We start from the raw sequence: 26,654 nt of genomic DNA, 5'->3' as shown, positions 1-26,654 counted from the left end.
CAGTCCCGTACGGGAGCCGTCGTCTTCGGTCCGTCCGGCGGACCCTGTCGGTTCGTGGGAACGTTCGCAGACGACGGCGACACGGGTTCGGTTACGGTAGTATTGCACTATGTGGACAAAACTCTTAACCCGTCGTCCCGCGTAGACGTAGCAATGACCACCGACAGCGAGCGCGTCAACAGGACAGACCCGTCGACGGTGTCGGACCAGGCAGACCGGGTCCTCGTCTCCTTCCGGTCGCCCGAGACCGACCCCGACGAGAACGAGGGCTGGTTCGTCGCCGACAGCGCCTGGCTCGAGGAGAACATGACCGAACCGACCTACCTCCGGTACCTCCGGTGGGCCCACGCCGGCCCCGTCGCCGTCGGCGACGAGTGGGACGAGTTCGTCAACTGTGGCTGTGCGAGTCCCGAGGACGTGATACTGCGCGTCGAGCGCGTCGAGGGCGGCACCGGCATCGGCGCGGACACGACCATCGACGTCGTCTCGCGAAAGACCGTGCTGGACGCCGACGACGTCAGTGCGGTCCGCCCCCCCTAGAGCAACTGCGCCAGCTGGTGGCGACGCGCCCCGAGGTCCACGAAGGCGTCGCCCCCGAACGAATCGTCCAGTCGGTCGACCACCAGCAGCGGGTCCGTCCCCGCTCGCTCGACCCGTTCGAGCAACGCCGTGATCTCCTGGCGGTTGAGCGCGAGCGAGTCGAGCAACCCGACGAGCAACGCCAATGGCACCGCCGCCTCGGGGTTCGACGGGAAGCTGTCGTCGAGCGCGGTGAGGTCGGGCACCGTCTCCGGGGGGTCCTCGACGGGGTCCATCGTGAGACACGACCGGCAGAGACTCACCCCGACAGTCCCCTCTGGGAGGTACTGGCGCAACTCCTCGGCCACCGGGACCGCGACGGTGTCGCCACCACAGTTCGAACAGGCCATGCCGGTAGTCCGTGGGGCGGCAGGAAGAGCGTGACGGCTGGCACCCCCGAACCAGCGGTCGGTGCGAGAACGAGAGCGAATCGAACGGGGTTCAGTCGTCGGCGGAGACGGGCTCGACTTCCTCTTCGGCGGCCTCCTCGGCCGCGATCGCGTCCTCCTCGGCCTCCTTCTTGGCCTTGATCTTCTTCATGCGGAAGATCTCCTCGCGCTCCTGTTCCTCGAGCTTTTGCTCGATGTACTCCTGGTTGTCATAGAGGTCCGGCAGGAGCTTGAACTCCAGGGCGTTGACGCGACGCTTGGTGGTCTCGATCTCCTCTAACATCTTCTTCATCGCCGTCTCCACCTCGGCGGCGAGGATGATGGTCTCGAGCAGCTCCTCGTAGGCCTCTGCGGCCTCGTCGATGCGCGCCGATGTCCCCATCACGCCGTAGCCACGCTCGTCCAGGGACTTCCTGACCTTGCTGGACTCGATCTGGGGGACGACCACGCCCATGATGTTCTTCGACTGGGTCGTCAGCTCGGGGTGTTCTTTCAGCGCGGCGGCGGCGCCTCGCACGGCGACGTCCCCCTCCATCGCTCGCGCCATGTTGATGGCCCGCTGGGCCCGCTGGTAGTCCTCGCCCAGGTCCTCGCGGACGTCCTGAGCCTGGTCCAGGATGTCCATGAACTCCATGATGAGGCCGTCACGCTTCTTCTCCAGCGTGTCGTGCCCACGCTCGGAGAGCTCGATGCGGTCCTCGATCTGCATCAAGTTCTTCCGCGTGGGTTTGACGTCCTTCGCCATTACCGACTCTTTCAGGGCGGAGTCAGTTAACCGTTTTCAGTCGGGACTGGCGGTCGGCGCACGAAAAAATGGACGCCGCGTCGGTCGTCAGTCGTCGGCCGGGGCCGCGCCGCTCGCAGTCGCCTGCGCAGCGCCGTCGAGGACGCTGTGACTGCGCAGGAGGATGAACCCGAAGCCGACCTTCGCGGTGAGGTCGATGACCATGAAGCCGGCGGTCTCGATACCCAGCGTCACCAGGCCGAGACCCTCCGTTCCGACGAGCCACCAGACCGGGTAGATGAGCCAGACGACCAGCACGAGGTTCCGCAACGTGCGGAACGTGCTTTGGGTATCGCTCGGCAAGTCGGCGACCCGGCCGGAGAGCGAACTGAACAGGAAGTACAGCAGCACGAGCAGGAACGCCGTGCTGATACCCCACCAGACGAGTCGCTCCGCGCCGGCCGAGAGGACGCCGCTCCCCGCGCTGAGCGTCGCGACGACACCGGTGCCGATCATCAGGACGTCGAGGCTCACCAGTGAGGCGATGGTGTTGCGATCGGCACCCGCGAGCAACCCGAGGTCGTAGAGCAACAGCGGGGTGGTGAACAACCAGTCCGTGTACCGGGCCCAGTAGATGGGCACCTCCTCTCCGCCCAACTCGATTATCGTCAGTCCGAACCCGAGCGCCATCGCGAGGTAATTCACGAAGGCGATCGCCGTTATCAGTATCGTTGCGATGTAGAACTTCTGTCTTCGTTCATCGGTTTCTCCCCAACCGCGACCGATGAAGTACAACATGCCGAGGAACATCCCGGCAGTACCGAGCCATAGCCATATCGATTCGCCACCTGGTGCAGGCATAGTGCATCACTCACTAAGAAGTAACTGCCAATATCTATCATACCAAAATGGTTAGGGACGGGGTAACGCCGCGACGGCGAACCGCTCGCCGACGCTAGGCTTCGGCTTCGACGGCCTCGGCCGCGGCGTCCTCGTCCTCGCGGTAGTTCTCCTCGATGAGTTCCTCGTCGATGCGGTTGAGCGCCTCTTTTGGCAGCATCGAGAGGAGGTCCCAGCCGAGTTCGAGCGTCTCGTCGATGTCACGAGCCGTATCGAAGCCCTGATCGACGAACTCGGACTCGAACCGGTCGGCGAAGTCCAGGTACTTGTTGTCCAGGTCCGACAGGGCCTCGCGACCGACGATGTTCACCAGGTCGCGCAGGTCTTCCCCCTCCGCGTACGCGGCGAACAGCTGGTCCTTGACGTCCGCGTGGTCGCCACGAGTCAGGCCCTCGCCGATACCGTCGTCCATCAGGCGCGACAGCGACGGCAGGACGTTGATCGGCGGCTGGATGCCCTGGCTGTTCAGGTCCCGGTCGATGTAGATCTGGCCCTCGGTGATGTAACCAGTTAGGTCCGGGATGGGGTGGGTGTCGTCGTCGCCGGGCATCGTGAGGATGGGCAGCTGGGTCACAGACCCTTCGCGGCCCTCGATACGACCGGCCCGCTCGTAGAGCTGGGCCAGGTCGGTGTACATGTACCCGGGGTACCCACGCCGGCCGGGGACCTCCTCACGTGCGGCACCGATCTCTCGGAGCGCCTCACAGTAGTTGGTCATGTCCGTCAGGATGACCAGCACGTGGTAGTCCTTCTCGAAGGCGAGGTACTCGGCCGTGGTGAGCGCGAGTCGCGGCGTGATCGTCCGCTCGACGGCGGGGTCGTCCGCGAGGTTCATGAAGACGACCGACCGCTCCAGCGCGCCGGTGCGCTCGAAGTCGTCCATGAACTCGTTGGCCTCTTCGGCCGTGATGCCCATCGCGCCGAAGATGACTGCGAACTCGGACCCCTCCTCGTCGTCGCCGCCTTCCTCCTCTTCGGGGACGGTCGCCTGGCGGGCGATCTGGAGCGCCAGATCGTTGTGGGGCAGCCCCGAGGCCGAGAAGATGGGCAACTTCTGGCCACGGACCAGGGTGTTCATGCCGTCGATGGCCGAGACCCCGGTCTGGATGAACTCCTCGGGGTACTCCCGCGAGAAGGGGTTGATGGCCGCGCCGACGATGTCCTGGCGCTCGTCGGGGACGATCTCGGGCCCGCCGTCGATGGGCTGGCCGGTCCCGTCCATGACCCGTCCCAGCAGGTCCTCGGTGACGGGCATCTTCATGGTCTCGCCGAGGAAGCGAACGGACGCCTTCCGGTCGATACCGGAGGTGCCCTCGAACACCTGGATGGCGACGTAGTCGCTGGTCGACTCCAGCACCTGGCCACGGCGGGTCTCGCCGTCGCTCGTCTCGATCTCGACGATCTCGTCGTAGCCGACCGGTTCGTCGGTCTCGACGAAGACCAGCGGTCCGCTGATTTCCGTGATTGTCTGGTACTCTTTCATCGTTAGTACTTCTCCTGGAGTTCCGCAGCGAGGTCCTCTTCTAAGTCGTCGACGTACGCCCCGTAGTCCTCCTGGACGCCGATGCGGTTGAGCCGCGGTGCGGCGTCGATGTCCGTGATCTCCTCGACGGGGACGCCCGCCTCGAGCGCGTCGAAGGCCTCGTCGTTGAACGTTTGGATGGCGTTCACGATGCGGTAGGTCTTCTCGGGCTCGCAGTAGGTGTCGACGTCGTGGAACGCGTTCTGCTGGAGCCAGGCCTCACGCAGGTAGCGAGCGACCTCGAGCGTGAGCTGCTGGTCTTCCGGCAGTGCGTCCTTCCCGACGAGCTGGACGATCTCTTGGAGCTCCGCCTCCTCGTCGAGCACGTCGATGGCCCACTGTCGCGTCTCGGGCCACTCTTCGCGGACGTTCTCGACGAACCAGTCGTCGAGCTGGTCGCGGTACAGGGAGTACGACTCGTTCCAGTTGATCGAGGGGAAGTGCCGGCGCTCGGCGAGGTCGGCGTCCAGCGCCCAGAACGTCTTGACGATGCGCAGCGTGTTCTGGGTGACCGGTTCCGAGAAGTCCCCGCCGGGCGGGGAGACGGCCCCGATGACCGAGACCGACCCCTCGGTGTCGTTGATGTTCTCGAAGTAGCCGGCGCGCTCGTAGAACTCGCTGAGGCGAGCCGAGAGGTACGCGGGGTACCCCTCCTCACCGGGCATCTCCTCCAGCCGCGAGGATATCTCGCGCATGGCCTCGGCCCACCGCGAGGTGGAGTCGGCCATCAGCGCGACGTCGTAGCCCATGTCGCGGAAGTACTCCGCGATGGTGATGCCGGTGTAGACACAGGACTCCCGGGCCGCCACGGGCATGTTCGACGTATTGGCGATGAGGCAGGTCCGGTCCATCAGGGCGTTCCCGGTGGTCGGGTCCTCGAGTTCCGGGAAGTCCTCGATGACTTCCGTCATCTCGTTGCCACGCTCGCCACAGCCGACGTAGACGACGATGTCCGCGTCGGCCCACTTCGCGAGCTGGTGCTGGGTGACCGTCTTCCCCGAGCCGAACGGACCGGGGATGGCGGCGGTCCCACCTTTCGCGATGGGGAACAGGCCGTCGAGGATGCGCTGGCCCGACACGAGCGGTTCGGTCGGGGTCTGCTTCTCGTCGGCCGGCCGCTGACTGCGGACGGGCCACTCCTGGTGCATCGAGATCTCCTCGCCGGTGTCCAGCTCGACGACCGTCTCCTGGACGTCGAACGAGCCGGAGTTCGCCGAGACGACCTCGCCGCCCTCGGATTCGGGCGGGACCATCACTTTGTGGTCGATGCTGGGCGTCTCCGGGACGGTCCCGACGATGTCACCGGGTTCGACCTCGTCACCCGCAGAGACCTCGGGCGTGAACTCCCAGGTCTTCTCCAGGTCGATACCGGGTGCGTCGACACCGCGGTCGAGGTACGGGGAGCCCATCTTCTCTTCGAGGACGTCGAGCGGGCGCTGGACGCCGTCGTAGATGGCGTCGAGCATGCCCGGCCCGAGGTCCACGGAGAGCGGCGAGCCCGTCCCCTCGACGGGTTCGCCCGGGGAGACCCCGGAGGTCTCCTCGTAGACCTGGATGGTGGTGATGTTTCCTTCGATCTCGATGACCTCGCCCATCAGCCCTTCCGAACCGACGTACACGACGTCGTTCATCCGGGCTTCGAGGTCCCGAGCCGATACGACCGGTCCCGAGACGCTTTCGATGATACCGTCCTCGCGGACGTCTGTTTCTGTTGCTTGGCTCATGATTAGTCTTCGTCCATCAGGTCGATTCCGATGGCTCGCTTGATCTGTTCACGCAGTCCGCCGCTCCCGGCGCCGCTCGCGCCGAGGGTCACCAGCACCGGTTCGACGCTGGTCTCTGCGTCCTTCCTGACGCCACGGGAGAGACGCTCCATGTCGTCGTCGTGCATCACGACGATGCCGACGTCGTCGTCGGTGAGCATCTCCTCGACGGCGTCGTCCAACCGTTCGTCTTTCTCCTCGTTCGGGATGTCCGCGAACTTGCGGACGCCCGCCAGCCGGAACCCCGTCGTGAACTCCGGGCTCCCGATCACGGCTATCTCCTGGCTCATAGTATCACCAGTTCCTGTTCTATCTCGTCGGCATCCAGCCCGGCCTCCCGGCCGCGCGAGATGGCGCGGATGTTGTCGACCTCCCGCTCCTTCGAGAGGATATACGAGAGGACGGGACAGACCGACAGCGGATACCGGTTCGAGAGCTGTTCCGCGTACTCGAGCAAGGCGACGTCGAGGGCGCGCTCGAAGTCGATGAGGTTGTCGGCGCCCTCGAGCGTCTCCAGCGCGTCCTCTAAGTCGTCGCCGTATGGGCTCTCCCGGACGGCGTTGACGAGCTGGTCGGTGTCGGTCGCAAGCTGGGCGAGCTGGCGCTCTTTGAACAGCCGACCGCCCTCGATGAAGTACTCGGCCGGGTCCATGTCGGCCCCGCTCCGAGCGAGTCGGAGGGCGTTCCGGAGGTTCCGGAAGTCGACCTCGGCCTGGAGGAACTCGATGTACAGCCCCGTCGGGCTGTCGACCTCCGGTCCCGTCGGGAGCCCCGACAGGAGCATCTCGTAGAACGCGCGGTCGACGGCGTTCTCCAGCGGCACGAGGACGCCGCTGTCCTCGAATTCGCCGTAGGCAATCGCGAGGGCGTCGCCGAAGATGGTGGTCTCGAGGGTCTCGACGACCTCCTCGATGCTCTCGGTGGCCAGCAGCTGCTCGAGCAGTCGCTCGTCGAACTCCCCGGCGTCGATGAGGTTGTCTTCGACATCTGTCCGGGAGGCCCCGGAGTAGATTCCCCGGATGATGGTCTTGATGTTCCAGGCGTCGAACTTCCGGAGGTACCGGGCGATGTAGTCGTACAGCTGCCCTTCGGCCCAGTTCAGCAGGTCGTCGAAGTGCTTGGCCAGGTTGCGATTCAGCGCGTACTCGACGAGGTCGATACCGCTGTATCGGGCGCCGAGTGCGTTCATCTCGGTCTCGTACTCGGTCTCCTCCATGAAGCGGGCGATCTCGCCCGTCCCCATGCGGACCAGCTTCCGGTAGTCGTCGTCGTCGAACAGCGACGCGCGGCGCGACCGCACGCGGGCGACGACGTACTCGTAGTTACTTCCTTGACCGCGCTTTGCGTCCGTTCGCAGGCTCATTGTGGGTCGAAGAGGCGGTCGCTGATGTCTCGCAGGTTGTCCTCCCAGACCGTCTCGAGCAGCGAGTCAAACGTGTTGTTCACGCGGACTCGGGAGGCCTCGCTCTCGACGACGACACCACCGAGGCAGTCTCGCTCTCCGGCGAACGTTGCACCGTCGTAGTCTGTGAGGACGTCTTCGAGCAGGTCCTGGTCGTCGGCCCGGCCGTAGACGGCCAGGTCGGCGCCGTCGTCGAACTCCGCGACGGCGGCGTCCAGGAGGGCCCGGGTGAGCTCTTCGCGACGGTCGGCTCCGAGGTCGGCGAGTGCCGCCTCGACGTCGGCGCGGACGTCCTCGAGGACGTCACGACGGGCGCCCAGTCGGGCCTGCTTGGCCTGCAGCTTCGCCGAGGAGAGGCGCTGCTCGCGCTCCTGGGAGATATCGCTCTCGACTTCGGCCTCGCGGTCCTCGCGGATCTGCTCGGCGTCGGCTCGTGCCTCGTCGGTGATCTCCTGGGCGCGCTCGTCGGCCTCGTCGCGAATCTCGTCTGCACGCGCGCGGGCTTCGTCTCGAATGTCCTCTACGACTGTTTCAAGGCTCATTGTTGGAAAAGGGGGGTGCGTTTAGACGACGAAGACGACGACCAGCGCGAGGATGACGAGTGTCTCCGGGAGGACCGTGAGGATGAGGCCACGCCCGAACATGCTCTCGTCTTCGGCGACGGCACCGACCGCGGCAGCACCGATACCACGCTCGGCGATACCGGCGCCGAGAGCGGCCAGACCGACGGCGAGTGCTGCGCCGGCGGCCGGCGGAATTGCTGGTGCGCTCGATCCCTGCAGTACAGCGTTGACAACGGGTGCGATGGATTCAATCATTGTTTGAAGTCCTCTCTGAGGTTGCTCGTGTCCGAACAGGCGTATGTGGCGCGACGTACTTCATAAAACTTCCCAAACTGCTTCAGCGGGACGCTGTTCCGGCGATTTACGCTCTCGCTGGGCCGGGGGTGTGGACTGATAACAGCCACGCCCCGACGCACTCCGCCCGGGACGCGTCGCTCAGGACCTGTGTGAACGCAGAAAGCGATCCGCTGGACCGAGCCTCAGTCCTCGGTCGTGTAGTTGCGCTCGTAGCCGAACGGGGTGTAGGGCTTGCCGCCACCCTCGTAGAACTTCCCGAAGAACTCGACGTACTCGAGACGAACCCCCTGCAGGCCGGCACTGGTGATACCCAGCACCAGCACGAGCAGGTGGCCGATGACCAGCACGAGCAGGCCGCCGATGACGCCGGCGATGCCCGAGTGCATCAGGCCGCCGAACATCACTTCGGTGACCTCGGCACCGTGGTAGGTCCCCTGTTCGAGGTAGTACGCGGGGGCGTGGTTGATGCCGAAGTGCCACTCGGCGTCGGCGCCCGAGCCCGTGACCCACACGCCGAAAAAGAGGAGGTTGACCACGAAGGCCATCCCCGCCTTGGCGAGCAGCACGGCGGCGAGTCGGGTGTACGAGAGCACGTTGACGAGCACGTTGAGGAACTCGACGCCCTCGATGGGCTCACCGACGACCAGCAGGACCAGGCCGACGGCGAAGACCGCGAACGCCAGGAAGCCGACTACTTCCGGCAGGACGGTGAAGCCGAACGGGAACGGGTTCCCGGCGAAGACGCTCTGTTCGGCAGAGCCGACGAGCAGCGGCGGTGCGGCGCCGGTCGGCGGCGCGTCGGCGAGGATCCAGCCCCAGAAGCCAAACAGCATCATGAGCCAGGAGCCACTCTCGAGGACCGCGTCCTTGAGGCCGTGGCTGAGGTTCTCGATGAAGTCGAAGATCCAGCCGACCGCGAGGTGGAGCATCCCGGCAAAGAGGCTCAGGACGAGCCAGCCGAGCGCGTACTCGCCGTAGTGGGGCTGGAGGCCCTTGTGGATCGGCGGGTTGCCGCCCCAGACGATCTCACCGAGCTGGTGTAACCCGAATATCTCGCCGTAGAGGACGCCAAACAGCATCGTGAAGCCACCGGCCCACATCGCGACGCCGCCGAGGCTCTTCAGGACGTCACTGTCGACGCGGCTGTACAGCGTGTAACCCAGCAGCAGGTAGATGGTCCCGTATCCCAGGTCGCCGATCATGAACCCGAAGAAGGCCGGGAAGGTCAGGAAGAAGGCGACGGTCGGGTCGAACTCGCTGTACTTCGGTCGGTTGATGACCTCGACCAGCGCCTCGAAGGGCTTGACCGTCGCCGGGTTGTCCTGGACGACCGGCGGGGCGTCGCTGCCCATCGTGACGATGCCACCGTCGGAGCGCACCGTCCCGCCGTCGGCAGCGGCCTCGCGGGTCTCGCCCTCCTCGTCGGCGGTGGCGGCGCCCTCGTCTGCGGCGGGTGCCGACGCCTCGTGTTCGACCTCCTCGGCGGCGTGTGCGTGCCCGTCGGAGTCGTACTCGGCGACTTCGAGCTTCTCGATGTCGACGGCCTCGCCGACCTCGCTGCGGACCGCGCTCTGGAACTCCTCGTAGCGGTCGTTCGGGAGCCAGCCCTCGGCGATGAAGGCGTTCTCGGTCGTCGCGAAGGTCAGGGGTGCTTCGGCCTTCTGGACCTCGATGGAGAGTTTCTCCTCGGCGGCCAGCAGGAAGCCGGCGTAGTCGAGTCGGAGGTCGTCCAGTTCGTCCTGGACCGTCGTGAGCTTCGACTCGAGTTTCTGTTTGCGGTGCTGGAGTTCCTCGAGGTACGACGAGGGGTCGCCGTCGCCGTCGGGGATCTCCAGCCCGGTGAACGTCGCCCCGACCAGGGCGTCCTGGACCTCGCTCTCCTCGGCCTTGGCGAAGATGGCGACGACACCGTCCACGGCGTCGACGCGGAACCTGTCGACGGGACTGTCGGCGAGAGCGACCTTCACCTCGTCGGGGTCGGCCTCGCCGACGACGACCGACAGCGACTCGTAGCCACGGAGGAGGTCGAGGTCGATGCCCAGCGTGACGAACGGTTCCATCGCGTTGATGCGCTCTTCGACCTGGCGGAGTTCGCCGCGAAGGTCGTCACGCCGGTCGTCGAGCTCGTTGACCTGCTCGCGGACGGACGCCAGCTCCTCGTCGATGGCCTCGTCGGTCACCACGCGGGTCGGGCCCGCATCGTCCGCGCCGACGTCCAGAATCGACTCCAGCGACCGGACGGTGACCAGTTTCTCCGAGGCCTCGTCGGCGCCTTCGACGGGGTCGCCCGGCTCGAACCCGTCCCACGCGCCGTCGTACTCGGTGACGTGGAGCATGTCGAGGTCGTGGACCGCCTCCACGGTGTCCCGCATGGACCGTTTCGACCCGGTCACCGAGACGCGGCACATCTTCTCAGGTCTGAGCATGTACCGCCTCCTCGAAGAGCTCTGTCACGTAGTCGACCACCTCGTCGACGCGGTCTTCGGCCGCTGCCTCGAGCTCGTCGCGGGCCGCCTCGCCGTCGGCGAGAATCTCCTCGCGCTCGGCCTCGATCTCCGATCGGGCTTCGGCGAGTCGTTCTTCGGCCGCCGCCTCGGCCTCCTCGCGGGCCTCCTGGCGGATTTCCTCGGCCTCCTCGCGAGCCTCCTGGATCCGCTGCTCGCGGTCTTCCTCGGCTTCGGCGACGATCTCGTCGGCCTCCTGCTCGGCCTCTTTTATCTTGTCGAGAACTTCTGGCCGTGGCATTCTCTAATCGTACGGACGTTGCCAGAGCGCCTATTTGGTAGTTGCGAAACTTGCGCGCCGCGAGCGCACCGTAGCGCCGCCACAGCGGGCCAGCCCCGCGGTCCGAAATCCGGGGAATTATGACCGTCTCGTCCCAAGTACTGCCAATGGGTGTCCTCGAGAACAAATCGCGCGCGCGGCTGTTCTACAAGTACCTCTCGAAGGTCTACGACCAGGTAAACCCCTTCATCTGGGACGAACGCATGCGCGACGAGGCGATCGACATGCTCGGACTCGACTCCGACGACCGGGTGCTTGACGTGGGGTGTGGCACCGGCTTCGCCACGGAGGGCCTGCTCCGCCACGTCGACGTCGTCTACGGCCTCGACCAGAGCCCCCACCAGCTCTCGAAGGCCTACGAGAAGTTCGGCAAGCACGGCGACGTCCGCTTTCACCTCGGCGACGCCGAGCGCCTCCCGTTTGCGGACGACACGTTCGACGTGGTCTGGTCCTCGGGTTCGATCGAGTACTGGCCCAACCCCGTCGACGCCCTCGTTGAGTGTCGCCGCGTCGCGAAACCGGGCGGGAGGGTGCTCATCGTCGGCCCCGACTACCCCCGGTCGACGGTCTTCCAGAAGATGGCCGACGCCATCATGCTCTTCTACGACGAGGCGGAGGCCGACCGGATGTTCGCCGACGCCGGCTTCGACTCCTTCGAGCACCACATCCAGCAGTCCCGGCCGGGGAGTCCACGCGCCATCACGACCGTCGCGGACGTCCCCGAGTAACGACGGCTCACTGGACCGACGAGTCCACGTCGAGCTCGGTCCGCTCGACCTCGAGTTCGGTCCCGTCGGCGGTAGTCACGGTCACGTTGTACGCGCCGCGGGGTTCGACCGTCCACAGGGTCCCGTCGGCCCCGGTCTCACCGACGCGCTGGCCACTCACCGCGACGGTCCCCTCGATCGGGGCGCCGGTCTCGTTGCTTGCGACGACCACGCGAAGCGGGCCCGTCTCGTAGGCCCGGTTCACGGTGAGGCGGACGGACTCCTCGACGGTCGTCTCCGAGGCCGTCGGTTCGACCGTCGAGAGCTGGCGGTACTGTATCTCGCGGAACACCTGGGTCGACCCGCCATCGAGGTACGCCGTCAACCGGCCGTCGGAGTGGTCGGCGGTCAGCTGGTAGATGTTCGTCCCCCCGAAGCTCTGGACGCTGGGCAGCTGACGGTCGTAGAGCCACGGGTACAGCGACTCGGCGCGGTCGGCGGCGTTACGCAGGCGGTCGCCCTCGCTCTCGGCGAACTGGTCGGTGGCCCCGGGGGACCGCTGGTCGTCGAGGTGGGTCTCGCGGACGTACTCGCTTTCGGTCACGAACGCGAGCGTGTAGCCGTCCGTCGCCGTCTCGAAGTAGACGGGACCGCTCGTCGACTGCCCTGACAGCGACCGGCCCAGCTGTGTGGCCACCGGTCCGGTGAGCATCCGGAGGTTCCCCTTGGTGTTCTCGAGCTCGGTCCGTCGCTCGCGCCCCAGCGAGAAATCGGGGTTGTTGCGATCGGTGCGTTCGATTCGCCGCAGGCCGTCGGCGAGCGACCGGGCCTCGGCGTCGACCAGTGCGCGCACCGTCACGAACTCGGCGACCGACCTCGAGTCGCTGGCGGCCGCGAGCGCATCGCGCTGCTGGCGTTCGAGTTCGAGCCGGCGCTCCTCGATGGCGTCGAGGCGGTCATCGACGAGCACCGCACGGGCCCGCTGGGAGTCGGCGCGGATGAACCGCTCCTCGAAGGCCTGGGTCTCGTGTTCCTGGTGGAGCTGCCGGGACCCGGCCGCGACGGCCGTCCCGACCTCGACGTCCGGCGAGGTAAATGCCGCCGTCCGGACCTCGCTTTCGGGAATCGACAGCTGGTTGGTCGTCCCGTTGACGGGCGTGATCTGGTACGTGCCGCCGTCCCCGGCGGCGAGCGCGGGCGTCGCAACCGCGGCAGGAGGTGCCGTCACCACCACGAGGATGGCGACGAGGAGGGCGGGGGATGGGCGCATCACCACGGCGTACAGTCCGCCAGTACAAAAATCCCTGCATTCCCGACCCCGGATAGACGGCGTAGAGTGCTCAAGACGTTTCAAAACGTCCGGAGACGTTTTATTCTCGGATGGAAAGGGTTTTTGCTCCGGACCGTGCAGTCTCGAGGTGAAATGTCCCCGCGGGTACTGGCCGCCCTCCTCGCTCTCCTCCTCCTCGTTCCGGCCGCGACCCCTGTCGTCGGTGCGACGCTGGGTGGCGACGGCTCCGTCGCACAGACGACGCCCACGACGTCGGTCACCGAGAACACCACGTTCTACCTCCAGATACGGGCGAACGGTGACGCGCGGTGGACGATAACCGACACGTACGCCCTCGAAGACGAGAACGACACCCGGGCCTTCGAAGACCTCGCCACCGCCTACGTCGAGGGCGAGAGGGACGTCGGGTGGGAGCAGTCGTTCCGGCGGGCCAGCACCGCCGCGAGCGAGGCCACCGGCCGGCAGATGAACGTCACCGACGTGCGGCGAGATTACGTCGTCAGCGAGGGGAAAGGGACCATCGTCCTCGAGTTCACCTGGACGAACTTCGCGACCGTCGAGGGCGACCGCCTGGTCGTCGGTGACGCGTTCAACACCACCGACGGCACCTGGCTGGGCCGCCTGACCGAGGAACAGCGACTCGTCATCTCCCCGCCGACGAACTACGGCGTCCGCAGCGTTCCCACGGCCGTCGAGGGCGGGGAACTCCGGTTCGAGGGCCCCCGGACGTTCGAACCGGGCTACCTGCAGATCGTCTACGCAGGCGAGGCCCCCACCACGACCACCGCACCCGAGACGCCCGACGACGGCCCCCCGTTCGGCGGCGGGTCGCTCTGGCTGGGCGGCGCCGCGGTGCTCATCCTCGGCCTCGTCGTGGCCGTCGGCTACATGGCCCGGCAGGGAGCTGTCCCACAGCCCGCAGGGACGGACGACGCTGACGGCGACGACGGGGCCGGGCAGAGCGACGACGTGGTGGCCGACGCGACGGACTCGACCGACGACGCCGACGTCGACGTGGAACTGCTCAGCGACGAGGAGCGTGTCGAACGCCTGTTAGAGCAGAGCGGCGGCCGGATGAAACAGGCCCGCATCGTCAAGGAGACCGGATGGTCGAACGCGAAGGTCTCGCAGCTGCTCTCGTCGATGGACGAGGACGGCCGAATCGACAAACTCCGCATCGGCCGGGAGAACCTCATCTCGTTCCCCGACGAGGAGATCGGCGACTTCGAGGAGTGACGCCGCCGGCTTAGAGCTCTGCGGCCGCGTCGACGGCCTCGGCGAGCGACGGCGCGTCGAACACGTCGCCGCCGACGTAGGCGTTCGTCCCGGCACAGTAGAGGTCGCGGGCGACCCGGACGACCCGCTCGTCCAGCGGTTCCGGGTCGACCTCACAGAGGCCCTTCCAGTCGGCGATGCCCTCCTCGGTCGCTCGCTGTTTCGCCTCGGAGACGGCCGCGACCCACTCGGGCTGTGTGCGCTTGTGGTACTGGCGGATGACCTCCTTCGAGACCTGCTGGCCGTCGTAGGAGAAGCGGTTCTCGTCGAAGGTCCCGACCACGTCGGCGATGCGGATCTGGCCGTCGTCGTAGAGACACTCTATCTTCCCGTCCTCGTGGACCAGGTCGGCCTGCTCGGCCTGGCGGGTGAGGATGTGGTTGACCGCGAGCGCGAGTTCCTCGAGCCGGTCGATGCTGGCGGCGCCCGCGATGCGGTCGGCTTCCTCGCGGTCGAGGTAGCGGTCCTGTTCCTCGTACTTCGTGGAGAACTCGACGACCGGCGTCTCGAGGTCGACCGGCTCGTCGGGCCACTCCTCGAAGTCGAGGCCGTGGTCGGCCGGGTCGGTCCGCGAGCGCAGCGACGACCCGACCGGGACGCGGTTGCGGAAGACGATCTCGAGGGGGACGAGGAAGTTCTCGCCCGCCTCGTCGTGGTAGGCGTCGTAGTCGTAGGTGCCGTCGCCGAAGGGCAGGTCGGGGACCTGCGTGAGCGAGATGACCATCTCCGTCGGCGGCTGGCCCACCGAGAGCGCATCGCCGAGGTCCAGCACCTCGTCGTGACCCTCGACGCGGACCCCCTCGTAGTGGGTCGGGACGTGGTTCTCCGCTAGCAGCTGGAAGTTGAACGCGCCCATCGTACACAGCGAGGCGCCCTTGTCCGGTATCTGGTCGGGCATCTTCCCCCAGTCGAACACCGAGTAGTCGTCCGTGAACACGAACGAGCCACGGCCCAGCTCGTCGGCCGTCGCGGGCTCGTCCACGCGGAAGTCCTTGACGCTCGTCATTGGGACTGCCTTTTCGGGCCGTGGCAAAGAGGTTTGCACTTCGACACCGTGCCAGTCACCAACCTTTTTCTCCGCTACTCCCCTTCCGTTGTACAATGTCCGACGCCTCCGAGTCCCCGCGCCGTCCGGTCGACACCGTGGAGTTCAGGCACCGACCGGTGACCGACCAGTCCTTCGAGAACGCGCTGGCGAAGGCTCGCGACGGCGTCCGCCTCTCAGTGGCCGACGGGGTGGAACTGCTCACGACCGGCACCGACACCGAGGGGATCGACCCACGACGGAAAGAACGGGTCCTCGAGGCGGCCGACCGGCGCCGGGCCGAGGTGGTCGGCGACGAGGTCACCTTCGTCGCGAACCTCAACAACAACGTGACGACGGCCTGCAACACGGGCTGTCTGTTCTGCAACTTCAAGGACCGCTCCGAGCAGTTCCGGACCGAGTACCAGGGGTCTCACGGCGGGTTCACGAAGACGCCCGCGGAGTCGCGCGACATCGTCGCCGACGCCGTTGACCGGGGCATCTACGAGGTCTGCTCGGTGTCGGGCCTGCATCCGGCGCTCGCCCTCGACGACGAGCACCGCGAGATACTCGAGGGAAGCGACCGGGGCGACCTGAACTACCGCTCGCCGGGCGAGTACGACGTCGACCCGGGCACCTACTGCGCACAGATCCGGGCGATGGACGTCGGCGGCGTCCACGTCCACTCGATGACGCCCGAGGAGGCGTATCACGCCCGGCGCGGGACCGACTGGTCCTACGAGGAGGTGTTCCGGCGGTTGCAGGCCGCGGGACTTGACAGCGTGCCGGGGACGGCCGCCGAGATCCTCGTCGACGAGGTCCGCGAGGTCATCTGCCCGGGGAAGATCGGCACTGCGGAGTGGCTCGAGGCGATGGAGGCCGCCGCGAGCGTCGGCCTGGGCACCACGGCGACCATCATGTACGGCCACGTCGAGAACGAGATGCACCGGGTCATGCACCTCGAACGGGTCCGCGACCTGCAGGACCGGACCGGTGCCATCACGGAGTTCGTTCCCCTGTCCTTCGTCCACGAGGCGACGCCGCTGTACGAGCGTGGCATGGTCGAGGGCGGCGCCAGCACCGCCGAGGACGAGCTGATGATCGCCGTCTCGCGGCTCTTCCTGGACAACGTCGACCACATTCAGTCCTCCTGGGTGAAATACGGCGACACACAGGGGCTGAAGATGCTCACCTGCGGGGCCGACGACTTCATGGGGACCATCCTCTCGGAGGAGATAACAAAGCGGGCCGGCGGCGACTACGGCGAGTTCCGCTCGGTCCGGGAGTACGCCGACATGATCCGGGCCATCGGTCGGACGCCGGTCGAACGGTCGACCGACTACACCGAGCGCCGGGTCGTCGACCCGGACGCCGACGTGGTCGGCCCGCGACTGGGGCCGGAGGCGGACGGGACGCCGCTGCTCGAGTGAGCCCACAGCTCGACGGGGCACCCTCCCGGACGGGAGACGCGAACCTCTCTATCTGTTGTCACTCTGTACGGGAAACGGTTTGAAACCCGGGAAATTGTCAGAGGCAGACCCGGGCCACTGAAAACAGAGTGTGGGACCGGTATATATGTCTGGCCTAGTCGACTAGGTTTGATCGATACCTGACACGAGCGCACGTCGCCTCTGGGCCCGTGGGCATCGTTTCGGACGCGGCGCTCGTGTCTCCTCTCGTCTCATCCCGGCCCGCCTCGACCCATCTCGCCACGGTTCAGGGGTCGGCCGGCGACTGCTCTCCGGCGAGCACCGCGCGGAACCGCTCGCCGGCCGCGGTGTCGGCGTCGATAGCGGCCTCGACCCGCGACGAGAGCCACCCCGACTCGACGAACCGCTCGTAGACGGGCAGGCGTTCGGTGAGCGGGACCCCGGCCGCCTCGGCGACGGCCTCCAGTTCGCGCAGCGCCGGCCACTCGTACTCGGGGTTGATGTGGTCGACGGTGACCGGCGAGACACCGCCCAGGTCGTCGACGCCGCAGTCAGTGAGGTCCCGGGCCGGCGCCAGGTTCGGCGGGACCTGGACGGCCACCTCGTCGGGCAGACCCGCCCGCGCCATCGCGGTGACGCGTCGCATCGTCGCCAGGTCCGGCGACCCGTCACGCCAGCGCTCGTTCTCGACGACCGGCTGGACGATGACCTCCTGGATGTGGCCGTACCGGTCGTGGAGCTCGGCGATGGCCAGGATGCTCTCGGCGCGGGCCCGCCAGTCCTCGCCGATGCCGACGAGAATCCCAGTGGTAAAGGGCACGCCCAGTTCCCCCGCCGTCCGGAGCGTGGCGAGGCGCTGACCCGGCGACTTCGACCGGGGGCCGCCGTGGGCCTGTACCTCGGCTGTCGTCTCCAGCATCACGCCCATCGAGGCGTTCAGGTCGGCGACGGTCGCCATCTGCTCGCGGGTCTGGTCGCCGGGGTTCGCGTGGGGGAGCAGTCCCTCCTCGAGGGCGATCTTGCAGGCTTCCCGCAGGTACTCGTGGACGCTCTCGTGGCCCAGCTCTTCCCAGCTGGTCGTATATCTCGGTGTAGCGGTCGTCGGGGTCGTCGCCAAAGGTAAAGAGCGCCTCCGTACAGCCGGCGTCGGCCCCGCGGTGACAGATGTCGCGTATCTCCGCTGGCGAGAGGAGGTCGGCCTGGCCCGGCGGGTCGTAGTACGTACAGTAGGTGCAGGTGTACCGGCAGGCGGTCGTCAGCGGGACGAACACGTTCCGACAGTAACTGAGCTCGGTTGCCGGGTCCACGTCGGCAGGCGTGACCGATAGCAGGCGCTCGACGGCCGCGTCCGCTATCGAGACGTCCACGTCGTGGTCGGCGGCGCCCGGTATCACGTCACCTTCTCTGCGCTCCGGGCGCAAAAACGGCGGGGTTGTTCCCCGGCCGCGTCAGTCCGCCGTCGTGGGCCCCGTCCGTCCGGTCGTCTTGTCGACGACGCCCTCGATGAAGACCTGTCGCCGGGCGTAGAAGAAGTAGACGTAGGGGACCTTCGCCAGCAGGTCGAGGAACGCGTAGGTGAGGCTGGTCCCGACGAAGGTACCGATTCCGAGGCCGGCCGGCCCGGCCAACCACACCAGGGGGTACGCCAGCCACAGCAGGCCGATGTGGTTCTTCAGGAGGCTGAACAGCCCCAGGCGCTCCGGGTCGTCCGGGACGGCCCTCGGGAAGACCAGGTAGAGGTAGGCAAACAGCGAGAGGTGGAACGCCGCGGAGACGGCAAACAGCGCCCACTTCAGCCTCCCCTCGGTCGCCGTCGCGCCGACGCCTGCCAGTATCATCAGCGCATCGGCGGCCATCACGCCGAGGATGGCCCGACGGGACGCGCCGGCGACGTAGCCGACGAACCCGACCAGCAGTGGCGTCGTCACGAGCCAGTCGACGTACCGGAAGCCGACCAGGGTGGTCCCGCCGACCGACACTGTGCCGACCCCCAGCGCCATCAGGGCGTACGAGACGCCGGCGAACCCGGGGATGATGGCGAGTGCCGCGAGGACCGACCGCTCCTCGGCCCCCTCGAGCGAGGCGTACAGCCACCAGACGATGGCGACGCCCACCAGGAACCCCGCGCCGGTCATCCAGTAGGCGGCGGTGACGGCGTCCATCAGTCGTCACCCCCCGTGGCCACGGCGTGTTCGCGGCCGGCCGCGCCGTCGACGGTGAAGACCTGGACCTGCGACTCCAGACTGTCGACGGCACGCTCGCGGAACGCGGTCAGCGACTCCGAGATGGACTCGACCACGTCCTGTTGCTGGCGAATCTGGGTCGACATCTCCTCGGCGGTCGTCGCCGTCTCCGCGCTGGCGTCGGTGACGTCACCGATGGACTCGGCGGTCGTCTGCACGGTGTCGGCCTGGTCGGCTGTCGTGTCGCGTATCTCCTCGATGGAGGCCGAGATGTCGTCGACGGCCCCCGCGATGGTGGCGATCTCCTCGAGCGTGGACTCGACCGTCTCGGTCCCTGTCTCGACTCTGCTCTCGGTCTGCTGGATGGAGTCTGTCACCTCCTCCGTCTGGGTAGAGACCTCCTCGATGAGCGTCGCGATCTCGTCGGCGCGGTCCTGGGTCTCCTCGGCGAGGGACTTGACCTCGTCGGCGACGACGCTGAAGCCGTCGCCGTCGGCGCCGCCCCCGTCGCCGCCGGCGCGGGCCGCCTCGATGGAGGCGTTCAGCGCGAGCATGTTCGTCTGCTCGGCGATGTCGGAGATGATGTCCGCGATGTCGGTGATCTCGGTCATGCGCTCGCGGAGCGTCTCGACCTGTGCGACCGCGCTCTCGACGTCACCCTCGATGCTCTCCATCTCGGAGAGTGCCGTCTCGGAGGCCGACTTGGCGTCGACGCTTGCCTCCTCGACCTCGGTACTGCGGGCGGCCAGGTCGTCGACGGTGGCCGCTATCTCCTCCGCCGAGGCGCTCACGTCCTGGACGTCGGCGGCGGCCGTCTCCAGCTCGTGCTGCTGGTGGGTCGCACGCTCCTGGATGCCCACCGCCGTGTCGACGGCCTCCGCTACCCCTTGCTCTATCCGCCGGCTCATGTCGGTCATCTCCTCGGTCTCCGTGGCGATGCGGTCGGTGACGTCCGTCACCGTCTCGATGGTCCCCTGGAGGTCGTCCATCATCTGGTTGAACGACCGACCGATGGTCTCCATCGCGTCGTACTCGGTGGTCACGTCGACTCGCTGCGTGAGGTCCCCGTCGGCCGCCCGCTCCATCACCGCCCCGTAGTCCGTGGCGATGTCGCGGTAGGCCTCGGCCATCTCGCGCGCTTCGCGCTCGGCCGCCTCCGCCTCGTCGCGCGCCTGGTCGGCGTTCTCGCGGGCGGTCTCCAGCTCGGCGCGGGCGGTCTCCATCTCCTCGAGGCGGTCCCGCAGCGAGACCCGCATCTCCTCTATCGACCCGGCGAGGTCCCCGAACTCGTCTGTCCGGGTGGAGCGTATCTGGGTGTCTAAGTGGCCGTCGGCAACCTGTCTCGTCTGTGCCGACAGCTCGGTGACGCTCGCGACGGTCTCGGCCGCGTTTATCGACCCGAGCGTCAGCAGACCGGCGATGCCCGCGACGATGGTCGAGGCGACGTCCTGTGTCAGGACGCCGACGGCGACCAGCAGCGCCGCCGCCGCGACGTAACCAAGCCCGAGCTTGGCGCCGTACCGTTGCTTGATGACGGACAGTACCATATTTGGACGTTGGCCGAAATCAGCATAAACACTTTCACACAGTTATCACTCACAAAAATTGGCGGGCGCTGTCCGCACGGTGGACCTACCGCTCGGCGACGGCACGGCCGTCGGTGACCCCGACCGAGAAGCCGGCGTCCCGGAGCCAGTCCGCGGCGGCCCCCTCGCCGTGGAGCAGGACCTCCGCGAGGTCCGCCGGTTCGTCGACGTCGGTGGCCAGGCGCCGGGAGTCGACCTCCGCGAGGGTCGCGCCGACGTCGCGGGCGATGCGTCTGTGGTCCCGTATCGAGGCGCCGTGGTAGTCCACGCGGAAGTCGGGATGGCGGCTGACGAAGGCGTTGGTCCCGCCGCCAAGGCCCGGCGCCAGCACGACGTCCGCGTCGGGCGCGAACAGGCGGGCTATCGCCTCGGGCGTCGCCAGCGGCAGGTCGGCCATGACGACGGCGAGGTCGCCCCGCGAGAGGCAGTCGTTGACCAGGGCGTCGAGCCCCCGGTCGTCGACGGTCGTGGGCGCCGGGCAATCTATCGGCGCCGTCGTCACCACCGCCGGGTCGTGTCCAGCCCCGTCGAGCGCCGCGAGAACGTCTGTGAGCATCGCTTCGGTGAAGGCCAGTCGCTCGTCGGCGTCGAGCACGGGTGCGAGGCGAGTCTTGGGATTCGACCCCGAGACGGGGACGACGACGCGCATCTACAGCTTGCTGTAGTCGTCTCCCTGCTGGGAGTACAGGTAATAGCCCCCGCCGGCGAGCAGGAGGAGGACGACGAGCGCGCCGCCGACGATGAGCAGCGTCCGGGTCGTCTGCTGGCTTTGCTGGGCGCTCTCGGCGGTGTCCCGGGCCTGATCTGCCAGGTCGATGGCGTTCTGGAAGTTCCCGTTCTCGTAGGAGGAGACGGCGCTGTCGACGAGGCTCTCGGCCTCCTCGTTGCCGCCGGCCGCCTCGATGCTCGCCTGGGCGGCGTCGATGGCCTCACGGGCCTCCTTGCTGTCCTCGGTGAAGTGGTGGGCCGTGTCGTTCTGGAACTCCTCGGTGTTGTTGCCGGTCTGGCGCGAGAGCGTCGCGACCGTGAACCGTTCTTCCGGCGCGTACGTGTAGTTCTCGACGCTCGGGACGGTCCCCGACAGTTCGATTTGGACCTCGTCACCGTTGTCGTCGATATCCAGGTCCTGGGAGATGTTCTGGCTCCCGTAGGTGTCCTCGCTTATCTGGTTCCCGGCACGGAACACCGACACCTGCCAGCTGACACTCTCCAGTTCAGTCGTTCCCCGGAGCGTCCACTGGTTGGGCGCGTCGGTGAACGGGTCGTCGATGGTGTACGTGACCGTTACCTCCTCATCAACTGCCACTTCGGACGGAACGCCGTCTGCAGCGACGGAAAACGCGGTGGCCGTCCCCGCGAACGCGAGCAGGCCGACCACACAAAGCAGAGCGATTGTTCCCTTAGAACAGCGGATCGAGTTCATCTTCGTCGTCTTCGACTAACTCCTCTAAGTTATCTTCGCTTTGGCGCCTGATGTCGTCGATGTTGTCCTGGGCTTCGATGGCGACCTGCTGGAGCTCCTTGATCCGTGGCACGTTGTGGACGCCGGCCAGCAGTATCGAGGCCGCGACTTTCGGGGAGTTCGTCGGGTAGTCCCCGCCCCGGACCTCCATGGACCCGGTCTGCTCCTCGAGCCACTTGCGCCCGCGCTCGATGCCCTTACGGTTCAGGTGCTCGGGCGGGCCGGCCATCACTAGCAGCGCACGCTCTGCGCCCTCTATCTCACACGGCAGCGTGAGGCGACCGAGGGCGGCCTTGCGAACCAGCGACGTGATCCGGTTGGTCGTGTTGGCAGTGTCCATGCCGTCGTCGGTGCTGTCGTCGCCGCCCTTGAACCGCGAGAGGAGGCCCCCGCCGTTCGAGGATATCTCGACGTCCTCCGAGGCGTACCCGACCGTCGAGACGCCGCCGCCGTCGAGCGTGTTGATGATCTCCGAGGAGTCGACGACGCTCTCGGCGACGTTGTCGCCGGCCTCCACCTCGCCCGCACCGAAGAGGACGCCGAAGCGACGGACGATCTCCTCGTTGATGTGGTCGTAGCCGCCCTCGACGGACTCGCCGGTCTGTCGCCAGGCGTCGTTGTCGAACACCATCAGGTTGTCCACCTCGCGGACGAACGTCTGGAACGAGCGTGCGGCGTTCAGGGTGTAGATGCCACCCTCGTCGCTGCCCGGCAGCACACCGAGACCGTAGACGGGTTCGGTGTAGATCCGTTTGAGGTGCTTCGCGACGACCGGCGAGCCGCCGGACCCGGTCCCGCCCCCCAGCCCGGCGACGATGAGGAACGCGTCCACCTCGTGGACGGGGATGTTGTCGATGGCGCCCTGGATCTCGTCGACGTCCTCCTCGGCGATCTCCGCGCCGAGCTCGTTGTCGGCACCGACGCCGTGGCCTTTCACGCGTGCCTGCCCGATGAGCACGCGGTTCTCTTCCGGTACCTGGTTCAGACCGAGCAGGTCGGCCTTCGCTGTGTTTACCGCGACAGCCGCGCGGACGATTCCCGAGTTCGTCTTCTCGTCGTACTCGAGGAACTTGTCCACGATCTTGCCGCCGGCCTGCCCGAAGCCGATCATCGCGAGTTTCATACTTTTGTTCTCCGGTTAAAAAGGGCAATGCGGATGGTACGGATAAGCTTTATGCCCAAATCTCATTCGTGAGACCCCAATTCGGCAATACGAATAAACGGCAGGGGAGATCGTTCTTCAACGCGATATCCCGTGTATCGGCCGTCGAACCCGGTAATCTGTTCCAACTGACGCGAATAAACTCCCCGCGAGTTCTCAATGCCGGTTAATTTCGATCGCGCCGATTGGAAACGGCCGGGCGGGTGGAGTCACCCCTCGACGCCGAGGTACGACCCGAACGTCTTCATCTCGGCGGGGTCGACGTCGAAGGCGTCCACGTCGTTGGTCGCCGGGGCGTTGACGAAATCGAGCCCCTCGTACTGGTCGCTCCCCATCGGGAACCCGAGCGCGCCGAGCACCGGCAGCCCGATCTTCGCGAGCGGCATCGGGAGCGGGACGATGGTGACGGGTTTCCCCTCGGCGTCGAAGACCAGCTCCGTGGCCTCGCGCAGGGTCAGCACCTCCGGGCCGCCGACCTCGTAGGTCTCGCCGACGTGCTCGTCGCCCGCCAGGGCGTCGGCCAGCATCGGGACGAGGTCCTCGACCCAGATGAGCTGGAAGGTGGCCTTCTTGCCGCCCCCGGGCAGCGGGTAGAGCGGGACGCCGGGCGCGAATATCTGTTTCAGGCGTTTGGTGAAGTAGACGAACTCGTCGCCCTCGCCGAAGACGATGGAGGGCTGGAAGATCACCCACTCGAGGTCCGAGTCCCGGACCACCTCCTCGGCTTTCCCCTTCGCGCGGAGGTAGTGCGTCGCCGCGTGCGGGGCCGCGCCCAGCGCGCTCATCTGGAGGTACCGGTCGACACCGTGTGCTTCGGCGGCCTGCACGCAGTGTTTCGTGCCCTCGAGGTGGACCCGCTCGTGCATCTCGTTGCCGCCCTCCGGTTTGAACAGCGGCGTCAGCGCGGGAAGGAAGACGGCCGCGTCCTTGTCCTCGAAGGTCCCCTCGATGCTCTCGTAGTCGGTCACGTCACCCGTCTTTCGCGTGACGCCCGTCGGGAGGTCGGCGTCGTGCGGGTCCCGCGAGAGCGCCGTGACGTCGTGCCCTCGTTCGTCAAGCTCTCGACACAGGTACTGTCCGATGAAGCCCGTCCCACCGACTACGAGTACGTTCATACCTGACACATCGACCGGCTATACTGTAAAGGTACGGCGCAACTGGTATGGTCCGTGACCCGATAGCACGCCGGACGACGTCGGGGTGCTTACGTACCCGCGGGCCGACACCCGGATATGCTCGTCACGCTCGAAGGCCTCGACGGCAGCGGGAAGTCGACGGTCTGGGACCGTCTCGCGACCGACGACGCCCTGCCGGCCGACGCCGTCTTCACCCGGGAACCCACGGACACCTGGTACGGCGACTGCGTCCAGCGCTCTATCGACGACGACGGTGCCGACTCGCTGGCGGAGCTGTTCCTCTACACCGCAGACCACGCCGCCCACCTCGCAGAGACCGTCGAACCGGCGCTGGCGGACGGGCGACTCGTCGTCTCCGACCGCTACTCGGACTCGCGGTACGCTTATCAGGGCGCGACGCTTTCGGACGCCGACGCGTTCGAGGACGCTCTGGCGTACGTCCGGCGGGTCCACGAACCCTGGACGCGGCCGCCTGACCTCACCGTCTACCTCGACGTCGACCCCGGGACGGCCGCCCGGCGCAGCGGCGCGACCAACAAGTTCGAGGCGGCCGACTACCTCGCGGACGTGCGAGAGAACTACGAACGACTCCTCGCGGCCGACTCCGAGCGGTTCGTCCGCGTCGACGCCACCCGGTCACCGGACGCCGTGTACGAACGGGTCCGCGAGGCGATTCTCGCCCGCTGCTAGTTCAGCGAGGCCGGCAGCTCCACCTCGTCGGGCGCGGGCATCCAGACGTAGTCGAAGGTCATCCCGACCGCCAGCGGGACGGCGATGGTGAGAAACAGCGTCGACCCGGGTCCGAGGTTCAGGCCGTCACCAAGCGGGAGCGGACCGCTCAACACGAGCAGGACGACGAACATGGCGACCGGACAGAGCAAGAGCGAATAGAGGAGGCTGCCCCATCGCGTCTTCAGTCTGACGCGGAAGAACCGCGTCATCAGCGCCGTCATCGCGCTGTTGAGCAGGACGATGACGAGCAGTCCGACGATACCGAGGACGCTGACCATGCTCCCGCTACGGGGTCAGTCCTCTTTTCGGTATCGGAGTGACGCCTCACTCCAGACAGATGTAGGTCCGCGTGTCCGCGACGCCTTCGAGGTTCCGTATCTGGGAGGACACCGAGTGCATGACGTCGTACACCTCCGTTCCCGACGCCTCCGCGATGATGTCGTACTGCCCGGCGACGATGTGGGCCTCGCCGATGCCGTCGGACTCTTTGACGGCGTTCAGCAGCTCCTCGGACTTCCCGGCGACGGTCTTGATCATGATGAAGGCGTTTACCATACTATGCTATGACGTACCAGCCCACCAAAAGGTTTCCCGCGGGGCGGTCCGTCCCGTGCCAGTCCGTCGATTCTCCGGGGTACTTTTATTCACCCCCGTCTCGTACGGCCCCACATGAGATTCGTTATCGTGGGTGCAGGTCGCGTCGGCCTCCGGACCGCGCGCGTCCTCAATGAGAGTGGACACGAGGTCGTCCTCGTGGAGGTAAACGAGACGACCATCGAGCGCGCCCGGGACGCCGGCTTCGAGGTCGTCGCCGGCGACGCCGGGATGGAAGACACCATCGCGCAGGCCGATCTGGACGACGCCGAGGCGCTGGGCGCGCTCACCGGCGACCTCAACACCAACTTCGTCGCCTGTATGGTGGCCAAGGAACACGGCTGCCGGACGGTCATGCGCATCGACGAGGACTACCGCGAGGAGATCTACCGCCGCTACGCCTCGGAGGTCGACGAGGTCATCTACCCCGAACGGCTGGGCGCCATCGCCGCCAAGAACGCGCTGCTGGGCGGCAACATCCGCGCCGTCGCCGACATCGCACAGAACCTCCAGCTCGTCGAGTTCACCATCTCGAAGGGCTCACCGATGGAGGGGTACTCGCTGTCGGAACTGGAACTCCCGGCGGATTCGCAGCTGATGGCCCACGCGAAGGACGACTCGCCGCTCGGCCTGCCGAACGCCGACGAGACGCTCGAGGCCGGCGACAAGGTCGTCGTACTCGCGGACTTCAACAACCTCGCGGACGTCCGGAGCATCGTCGTCGGCGACTCCGAAACGGCGACCGCACTCGGAGGTGCCTGAGATGGTCACTGCGTACGTCATGGTCAAAGCCCACACTGGAGACGCGGACCGCCTGCGGGACGAAATCGAAGCCATCGACGGGGTCGGCGAGGCCCACATCGTCGCCGGCGACGTCGACCTCATCGCGAAGGTGTCGGTCGACACGCCCGCCGCGGTCAAGGACGTGGCTGCCACCCACATCCAGGACATCCAGGGCGTCGAGAACACGCAGACCTACATCGCGATGGACTAGCGACTACGTGTTCCCGTCGGGGAGTCCGCCGGGACCCCCGTTCGCAGATATCTAGAGCCCTGGCGCCCGGTTCCTCGCACTGCGGGCCACTGGCTCGCTTCGCTCGCCGGACCGTCTCTCGATGGTCCGGTTGTCACTCCCGCTGGCCGGTCGTC

General features: G+C 66.9%; 28 protein-coding genes and 1 pseudogene. 7 read left to right on the top strand and 22 right to left on the bottom strand.

Features of this window, described 5'->3' with window-relative positions:
* The first annotated feature begins 153 nt into the window (after positions 1 to 153).
* On the top strand, positions 154 to 540 hold the full coding sequence (locus P1K88_RS16710; protein ID WP_276411355.1) for a DUF7968 family protein: 387 nt from the start codon (positions 154 to 156) through the stop codon (positions 538 to 540).
* On the opposite strand, the gene P1K88_RS16705 is transcribed toward P1K88_RS16710, so the two are convergent.
* The 11 genes from P1K88_RS16705 to ahaH all read right to left on the bottom strand — a co-directional run bounded on the left by P1K88_RS16705 (position 537) and on the right by ahaH (position 10,884).
* Positions 537 to 929, bottom strand: coding sequence for a DUF6276 family protein (locus P1K88_RS16705; protein ID WP_276411354.1), 393 nt, complete (start codon positions 927 to 929; stop codon positions 537 to 539). The two genes, P1K88_RS16710 and P1K88_RS16705, sit on opposite strands and share 4 nt — an antisense overlap.
* Positions 930 to 1,020: 91 nt before the next feature.
* Positions 1,021 to 1,713: a V-type ATP synthase subunit D gene (locus tag P1K88_RS16700; RefSeq protein ID WP_276411353.1), complete on the bottom strand. Its 693-nt coding sequence runs from the start codon at positions 1,711 to 1,713 to the stop codon at positions 1,021 to 1,023.
* An 87-nt stretch (positions 1,714 to 1,800) separates the two neighbouring features.
* Entirely contained in the window at positions 1,801 to 2,553 is a 753-nt protein-coding gene (locus tag P1K88_RS16695) for a bacteriorhodopsin (RefSeq protein ID WP_276411352.1), read from the bottom strand.
* A 94-nt stretch (positions 2,554 to 2,647) separates the two neighbouring features.
* A complete protein-coding gene (locus P1K88_RS16690; RefSeq protein ID WP_276278414.1) occupies positions 2,648 to 4,075 on the bottom strand; it encodes an ATP synthase subunit B in 1,428 nt (475 codons plus the stop codon).
* 2 nt (positions 4,076 to 4,077) lie between these two features.
* Complete coding sequence (locus tag P1K88_RS16685) at positions 4,078 to 5,838, bottom strand: ATP synthase subunit A (protein ID WP_276411351.1); 1,761 nt, start codon at positions 5,836 to 5,838, stop codon at positions 4,078 to 4,080.
* 2 nt (positions 5,839 to 5,840) lie between these two features.
* Complete coding sequence (locus P1K88_RS16680) at positions 5,841 to 6,167, bottom strand: V-type ATP synthase subunit F (protein ID WP_276411350.1); 327 nt, start codon at positions 6,165 to 6,167, stop codon at positions 5,841 to 5,843.
* Positions 6,164 to 7,240, bottom strand: a complete 1,077-nt coding sequence (locus tag P1K88_RS16675; protein ID WP_276411349.1) for a V-type ATP synthase subunit C — start codon at positions 7,238 to 7,240, stop codon at positions 6,164 to 6,166. Before P1K88_RS16675 ends, P1K88_RS16680 begins: the two co-directional genes overlap by 4 nt.
* Positions 7,237 to 7,821 carry a V-type ATP synthase subunit E gene (locus P1K88_RS16670; RefSeq protein WP_276411348.1) on the bottom strand — a complete coding sequence of 195 codons (585 nt, stop codon included), beginning with the start codon at positions 7,819 to 7,821 and terminating at the stop codon, positions 7,237 to 7,239. Before P1K88_RS16670 ends, P1K88_RS16675 begins: the two co-directional genes overlap by 4 nt.
* A 21-nt stretch (positions 7,822 to 7,842) precedes the next feature.
* Positions 7,843 to 8,097, bottom strand: coding sequence for a F0F1 ATP synthase subunit C (locus P1K88_RS16665; RefSeq protein ID WP_276278409.1), 255 nt, complete (start codon positions 8,095 to 8,097; stop codon positions 7,843 to 7,845).
* A 224-nt stretch (positions 8,098 to 8,321) separates the two neighbouring features.
* Positions 8,322 to 10,565 carry a V-type ATP synthase subunit I gene (locus tag P1K88_RS16660; protein WP_276411347.1) on the bottom strand — a complete coding sequence of 748 codons (2,244 nt, stop codon included), beginning with the start codon at positions 10,563 to 10,565 and terminating at the stop codon, positions 8,322 to 8,324.
* Positions 10,552 to 10,884, bottom strand: coding sequence for an ATP synthase archaeal subunit H (ahaH, locus tag P1K88_RS16655; protein WP_276411346.1), 333 nt, complete (start codon positions 10,882 to 10,884; stop codon positions 10,552 to 10,554). Before ahaH ends, P1K88_RS16660 begins: the two co-directional genes overlap by 14 nt.
* A 146-nt stretch (positions 10,885 to 11,030) precedes the next feature.
* Between ahaH and P1K88_RS16650 the strand changes: the two genes are divergently transcribed.
* A complete protein-coding gene (locus tag P1K88_RS16650; RefSeq protein WP_276411345.1) occupies positions 11,031 to 11,651 on the top strand; it encodes a methyltransferase domain-containing protein in 621 nt (206 codons plus the stop codon).
* Positions 11,652 to 11,658: 7 nt separating this feature from the next.
* On the opposite strand, the gene P1K88_RS16645 is transcribed toward P1K88_RS16650, so the two are convergent.
* Positions 11,659 to 12,900 (bottom strand): DUF7094 domain-containing protein, encoded by a 1,242-nt coding sequence (locus P1K88_RS16645; protein WP_276411344.1) that lies wholly within the window; start codon positions 12,898 to 12,900, stop codon positions 11,659 to 11,661.
* A gap of 153 nt (positions 12,901 to 13,053) precedes the next feature.
* On the opposite strand from P1K88_RS16645, the gene P1K88_RS16640 reads away from it, so the two are divergent.
* Positions 13,054 to 14,157 carry a helix-turn-helix transcriptional regulator gene (locus P1K88_RS16640; protein ID WP_276411343.1) on the top strand — a complete coding sequence of 368 codons (1,104 nt, stop codon included), beginning with the start codon at positions 13,054 to 13,056 and terminating at the stop codon, positions 14,155 to 14,157.
* A gap of 10 nt (positions 14,158 to 14,167) precedes the next feature.
* Here P1K88_RS16640 and P1K88_RS16635 read toward each other — a convergent pair whose 3' ends face one another.
* Positions 14,168 to 15,202: a phosphoribosylaminoimidazolesuccinocarboxamide synthase gene (locus P1K88_RS16635; protein WP_276411342.1), complete on the bottom strand. Its 1,035-nt coding sequence runs from the start codon at positions 15,200 to 15,202 to the stop codon at positions 14,168 to 14,170.
* Positions 15,203 to 15,297: 95 nt separating this feature from the next.
* Between P1K88_RS16635 and cofH the strand changes: the two genes are divergently transcribed.
* The gene (gene cofH, locus P1K88_RS16630) at positions 15,298 to 16,650 is read left to right on the top strand and encodes a 7,8-didemethyl-8-hydroxy-5-deazariboflavin synthase subunit CofH (RefSeq protein ID WP_276411341.1); all 1,353 of its coding nucleotides are present in this window, start codon (positions 15,298 to 15,300) and stop codon (positions 16,648 to 16,650) included.
* 286 nt (positions 16,651 to 16,936) lie between these two features.
* Here the strand turns inward: cofH and cofG are convergent.
* The 7 genes and pseudogenes from cofG to P1K88_RS16595 form a co-directional block, all read right to left on the bottom strand.
* Positions 16,937 to 18,044 (bottom strand): annotated as a pseudogene (gene cofG / locus P1K88_RS16625) (7,8-didemethyl-8-hydroxy-5-deazariboflavin synthase subunit CofG).
* Positions 18,045 to 18,098: 54 nt separating this feature from the next.
* A complete protein-coding gene (locus P1K88_RS16620) occupies positions 18,099 to 18,812 on the bottom strand; it encodes a bacteriorhodopsin (RefSeq protein ID WP_276411340.1) in 714 nt (237 codons plus the stop codon).
* A complete protein-coding gene (locus tag P1K88_RS16615; protein WP_276411339.1) occupies positions 18,812 to 20,380 on the bottom strand; it encodes a methyl-accepting chemotaxis protein in 1,569 nt (522 codons plus the stop codon). Before P1K88_RS16615 ends, P1K88_RS16620 begins: the two co-directional genes overlap by 1 nt.
* An 85-nt stretch (positions 20,381 to 20,465) precedes the next feature.
* Positions 20,466 to 21,068, bottom strand: coding sequence for a 2-phospho-L-lactate guanylyltransferase (gene cofC / locus P1K88_RS16610; RefSeq protein WP_276411338.1), 603 nt, complete (start codon positions 21,066 to 21,068; stop codon positions 20,466 to 20,468).
* Entirely contained in the window at positions 21,069 to 21,797 is a 729-nt protein-coding gene (locus P1K88_RS16605; protein ID WP_276411337.1) for a hypothetical protein, read from the bottom strand.
* A 22-nt stretch (positions 21,798 to 21,819) separates the two neighbouring features.
* The gene (locus P1K88_RS16600) at positions 21,820 to 23,004 is read right to left on the bottom strand and encodes a tubulin/FtsZ family protein (protein WP_276411336.1); all 1,185 of its coding nucleotides are present in this window, start codon (positions 23,002 to 23,004) and stop codon (positions 21,820 to 21,822) included.
* A 248-nt stretch (positions 23,005 to 23,252) separates the two neighbouring features.
* Entirely contained in the window at positions 23,253 to 24,158 is a 906-nt protein-coding gene (locus P1K88_RS16595) for a complex I NDUFA9 subunit family protein (protein ID WP_276411335.1), read from the bottom strand.
* A gap of 117 nt (positions 24,159 to 24,275) precedes the next feature.
* Here P1K88_RS16595 and tmk point away from each other — a divergent pair, with 117 nt between their 5' ends.
* A complete protein-coding gene (gene tmk, locus P1K88_RS16590) occupies positions 24,276 to 24,869 on the top strand; it encodes a dTMP kinase (RefSeq protein ID WP_276411334.1) in 594 nt (197 codons plus the stop codon).
* Here tmk and P1K88_RS16585 read toward each other — a convergent pair.
* Both P1K88_RS16585 and P1K88_RS16580 read right to left on the bottom strand, forming a co-directional pair.
* Positions 24,866 to 25,189 carry a DUF7991 family protein gene (locus P1K88_RS16585; protein WP_276411333.1) on the bottom strand — a complete coding sequence of 108 codons (324 nt, stop codon included), beginning with the start codon at positions 25,187 to 25,189 and terminating at the stop codon, positions 24,866 to 24,868. The genes tmk and P1K88_RS16585 overlap by 4 nt on opposite strands.
* 46 nt (positions 25,190 to 25,235) lie before the next feature.
* Entirely contained in the window at positions 25,236 to 25,466 is a 231-nt protein-coding gene (locus tag P1K88_RS16580) for an Lrp/AsnC family transcriptional regulator (RefSeq protein ID WP_276411332.1), read from the bottom strand.
* 114 nt (positions 25,467 to 25,580) lie between these two features.
* Between P1K88_RS16580 and P1K88_RS16575 the strand changes: the two genes are divergently transcribed.
* Both P1K88_RS16575 and P1K88_RS16570 read left to right on the top strand, forming a co-directional pair.
* On the top strand, positions 25,581 to 26,267 hold the full coding sequence (locus P1K88_RS16575) for a potassium channel family protein (RefSeq protein ID WP_276411331.1): 687 nt from the start codon (positions 25,581 to 25,583) through the stop codon (positions 26,265 to 26,267).
* Position 26,268: 1 nt separating this feature from the next.
* Positions 26,269 to 26,499: an Lrp/AsnC family transcriptional regulator gene (locus tag P1K88_RS16570; RefSeq protein ID WP_276411330.1), complete on the top strand. Its 231-nt coding sequence runs from the start codon at positions 26,269 to 26,271 to the stop codon at positions 26,497 to 26,499.
* Positions 26,500 to 26,654: the final 155 nt, after the last annotated feature.

Origin of the sequence: Haloarcula halobia, from assembly GCF_029338255.1 — an archaeon.
Lineage (GTDB): Archaea > Halobacteriota > Halobacteria > Halobacteriales > Haloarculaceae > Haloarcula > Haloarcula halobia.
Note: the sequence above shows the minus strand (reverse complement) of the source record. Positions and strands in the feature narration are given on the sequence as shown.